At 39.1% G+C, this 4127-nt stretch carries 3 protein-coding genes; 2 read left to right on the plus strand and 1 reads right to left on the minus strand.

What is annotated here, in order from left to right; all coding sequences use genetic code 11:
* Window positions 1–73 precede the first annotated feature (73 nt).
* Both WBJ10_RS04775 and WBJ10_RS04780 read left to right on the plus strand, forming a co-directional pair.
* Window positions 74–1996, plus strand: coding sequence for a TonB-dependent receptor domain-containing protein (locus WBJ10_RS04775; RefSeq protein WP_424288388.1), 1923 nt, complete (start codon window positions 74–76; stop codon window positions 1994–1996).
* Between the two features lie 10 nt (window positions 1997–2006).
* Entirely contained in the window at window positions 2007–3509 is a 1503-nt protein-coding gene (locus WBJ10_RS04780) for a SusD/RagB family nutrient-binding outer membrane lipoprotein (protein WP_424288386.1), read from the plus strand.
* 97 nt (window positions 3510–3606) lie between these two features.
* Here WBJ10_RS04780 and WBJ10_RS04785 read toward each other — a convergent pair whose 3' ends face one another.
* Window positions 3607–4014: a DoxX family protein gene (locus WBJ10_RS04785; RefSeq protein ID WP_424288387.1), complete on the minus strand. Its 408-nt coding sequence runs from the start codon at window positions 4012–4014 to the stop codon at window positions 3607–3609.
* Window positions 4015–4127: the final 113 nt, after the last annotated feature.

Here is a 4127-nt window from a genome sequence, read left to right on the forward strand (position 1 = left end):
CTCCCAGGTTGCTCCGAAATTTACGGTTGGAGTTTCCGCCCAATATGTTTTATCGAATTCTGAAAGGTCTCAAATCGGAAATCAATTATCAAACCCGTTTTTCAGAGCATACTTTCTACCAAGAACATTCAACCTGGCTAATTATCCGATCGAAAATCCGGATGGATCCCAGGTTTATTTTGACGTCACAGACAATCCACTTTGGACTTTAAGAAACAATACTTATGATGATGTGGTTAACAGAATTATAGGAAATACAACGTTTAAATATGACGTTTTGCCCTGGATGAGCATTAATTACAGATTAGGTGTTGATGCCTATTCCTTCAATGCTGTTGGTTATGATCAGATTGGAGCGAGGGGTCAGGGAAATACAGTTGCGGGCGGAACGGGTGGAATTTTAAACATCGCTCAAAATAGTAGAGATATCAATTCATATTTTCAACTGATTGGATCCAGAAATCTTACAAAGGATTTAAAGTTAGATTTCAACATTGGTAATGAAATTGTAGAGAGTAATTTCACTAATACTTCAACAGTCGGTAAACAATTGTCAATTAGAAATTTAAAAAATATTTCTAATGCTGCTGTTGTTACTGCTGGAAACTCTATTAGCCAAAGTCGCCTTATTGGTTTATTTGGAGATTTAACACTAGGTTACAAGGGCTTTGCAAATATTAGCTTTACCGGAAGAAATGATTTCTCATCTACTTTTGGTGCTGACAATAACTCTTATTTTTATCCATCTGTTGCCGGAAGTTTTATCGCAACTGAAGCATTTCCATCATTAAAGGGGAATCTTTTGAGTTTCTTAAAATTGTCTGCTAACTATGCTAAAGTGGGTAAAGAAGCAGGAGCTTATGCTACCAATACCTTCTTTAATCAGGCAGGTGCTGCTGACGGATTTGGGCCTTCTATTGTCTTCCCATATAACAGTTTAAATGGCAGAACGCAGAGCAATCTGCAAGCTGACCCTAATTTGAGACCTGAATTTACTACTTCTAAAGAAATTGGTGCTGAAGCAAGGTTCTTTAAAGATAGGTTGTCTATAGAAGCAGCTGCTTACAATACTTTATCAACAGATTTGATTTTTGCAGTCCCTGTGGGTCCTTCAACCGGGTTCACTTCTCAAAATAAGAATGCTGGTTCGTTAAAGCAAAAAGGTTTTGAATTATTAGTGTCTGGTACTCCAGTTAAAACTGATAAAGGTTTCTGGTCATTATCTGTTAACTATACTAAAATAACACCTACAGTAGAGGCATTAGCTGCAGGAGTTCCATTTATTCAATTGGGAGGTTTTGTAACACCAGGAACACGACTTTATGCCGGCCAGCCATATGGTATTTTATTTGGCTCGGTATTTAACAGAGCATCTGATGGAAAATATTTGATCGGTGCAAATGGATTAAGGTCACTGAGCCCAACCACCGCAGCTATTGGAAACACTAACCCTGATTGGACAGCGGGTGTAACAAACAACATCAATTTTAAAGGTATAAATGTTAACTTTTTGTTAGACATCCGTAAAGGCGGTGATATTTATTCACGAAATATCGGAGATCTTTACAGAACAGGAACTGTAAAGGAAACGGCAGAATTCCCTCGTTTTGATGCTAGCGGTGCAGTAGCGAAACCTTACGTTATGGAAGGAACATTAGCTAATGGTCAACCGAATACTACTCCAGTAACAGCTCAGCAATATTGGGAAAATGTTTACGCTTTTGGAACTGGAGAATCATACGTTTTTGATGGTTCTTGGTTTAGATTAAGAGAGGCATCTATTTCTTACACAATTCCGTCTAGTGTTCTTCAGAAAACACCAATTGGTAAACTGGAAGTCGGGTTAAATGGAAGGAACCTATATCTATATGCACCTAATGTTCCTCACATCGATCCAGAAGCTAATGCCACAGGAGCAAGTAATTCACAAGGTTTTGAAGCCAATGGATTACCGCAGTCTAGAAATTTTGGTTTCTTCTTAAGAGCTACTTTATAATATTAAAAACATGAAAAAACTTAAAAATATAATATTAGGGACAGCGGCAATAGTTTTGCTTACTGTTACCTCGTGCGAAAAGTATCTGGATATTAACACCAATCCCAATGCCCCGACTTCAGCTCCGATACCCCAGGTATTAACTAACGTGACGGTGAATGTTGGGTTCACGGGTGGAAGTGATATGCATCGATATTCTTCTTTGATTATTCAACAATTTGCTGGGCAGAATGCGCCTGGAACTCAATCAAGAGAATTTGCCAGGTATCAAATTCAACCAACCGATGTAAATAACCTTTATAGCTCTTTATTTGCTACTCAATTACAGGATATTGAATACATTCTGAAAAACAGTGCGGGCAGTCCGCATTACAGCGGTATTGCTAAAATTTTAAAAGCACATATTTATTCTCAGGCAGTAGACATGTGGGGGGATTTGCCATATACTGAAGCTTTTAAAGCACCAGAAATCAATCAACCCAAATTGGATAAAGCAGAAGATATCTATAAGGCCATTATTGCATTAATTACTGAGGGTACTTCAGAAGTTAAGGCCACTACATCTGCATTATCTCCGAGCGGAAATGAAACAATCTTCAAAGGCGATAGAGTGAAATGGGAGAAATTTGCGAACACCCTTAAGCTTAGATTATTCTTAAGATTTTCTGCGAAAGATGCAGCTTTTGCCAAAGCTCAAATGGACGCTTTAATTGCGAGTAACGCTCCCTTCATGACTTCACTTGCTGATAATTTTCAAATGGATTTTGTAGATGCTACAGCATCACAAAACCCGATCCATCAGTTTGAGAATACGAGATCAGATCAGTTTTTCCCTAATAAATTCTTTGTGGATTTATTGAATTCTAAATCAGACCCTCGCCGTGCAACCTATTTTACGGACTTTCCATTTGGTTCTGGAACCTACAAAGGTGCTACTCCCATGGATGCTCAGTCTTTCGCTTTCTCCAGAATGCATACTTTTTTAAGAGGTGAATTGAAAAGACCTCTTGTTCCAGATGCACAAGGAAGAGTGCCTGCTAATCCTAATAACAATACTGCATATACTGGTGCTGCCCCTATACGAATGTTAACTTTTGCTGAGTACAACTTTATTAGAGCTGAACACGCTTTAAGATACGGTGCGGGTGCCGCTGCAGCTACGCCTTTCTTTCAGGCGGGGATTAGAGCTTCAATGACGATGGCGGGTGTATCGGCGGCTAATCAGGACACTTACGTTTTAGCTAATGGGCTGTTAAACGGCGCGAATTTAGATGCCAACGTAGCCAGGATTATTACAGAAAAGTACATTGCTAACTATGGTGTAGCTTTGGAACCATGGAACGATTGGAGACGTACTGGTTATCCGGTACTTGTACCTGTTGATGCATCAATTGCTGCCGAAACAGCAATCCCAAGATCTTTGTTTTATCCGGAAAGCGAAGTGGCTTCGAATCCGAATTTTAAACAAAAGGCTAATAAGTTAGAGAAGATTTTCTGGGACACCAGACCTTAATATTTAACTTCGAGGATGCATGTAATATCTTCGGAGTATTTACAAGAATCAAAAAAGCGGATTTATTCCGCTTTTTTGATTTTAAGCTTTTTACTATTTATTTTTTGTCGACACTGAATTTCCCAGGACCGATAAAGACCAGGCCTAAAAAAACAATACCTAGCTCTATAGCGTGGGACGCAGTCATTAAGCCGTCACCGTTATTCAGGTGCATAGTTGCAGCAACCGCCATCGTAAACATCAATAATAAACAGGCCGGCCTGAAAGCTAAGCCTATTACTAATAAAAATCCACCAAAAGTTTCCGTTACAGCAGCCAAAAAGCCCCAAATAGCCGGGGTAAAATTAATTCCAAGGTATTTCATGGAACTGCCAACAGCAACCCATTGGTCCATGCCCCCAAGAAGCTTTGGATAGCCGTGGTAAATCATCATAATACCGAGACCTACACGCATGATCAATAATCCGGTGTTTCTATATTTTCCAAGTGAGGCTAGTATGGCCATAATTAGATTATTTATTGGTTAAGAAAGATGTTCTGTATAATTCAAAGACACCAGGCTGTCTTCCACTTTTAACGTTACTCCACGGCCAAATATTAATGCTCTGTTGTCTTCAA

It is taken from the genome of Daejeonella sp. (genome assembly GCF_049655485.1).
GTDB lineage: Bacteria > Bacteroidota > Bacteroidia > Sphingobacteriales > Sphingobacteriaceae > Daejeonella.

Bases quoted from the DNA above. Each gene is read 5' to 3' on its own strand.
- WBJ10_RS04780 (WP_424288386.1), top strand. From the start codon at position 2,007: ATGAAAAAACTTAAAAATATAATATTAGGGACAGCGGCAATAGTTTTG.
- WBJ10_RS04785 (WP_424288387.1), bottom strand. From the start codon at position 4,014: ATGGCCATACTAGCCTCACTTGGAAAATATAGAAACACCGGATTATTG.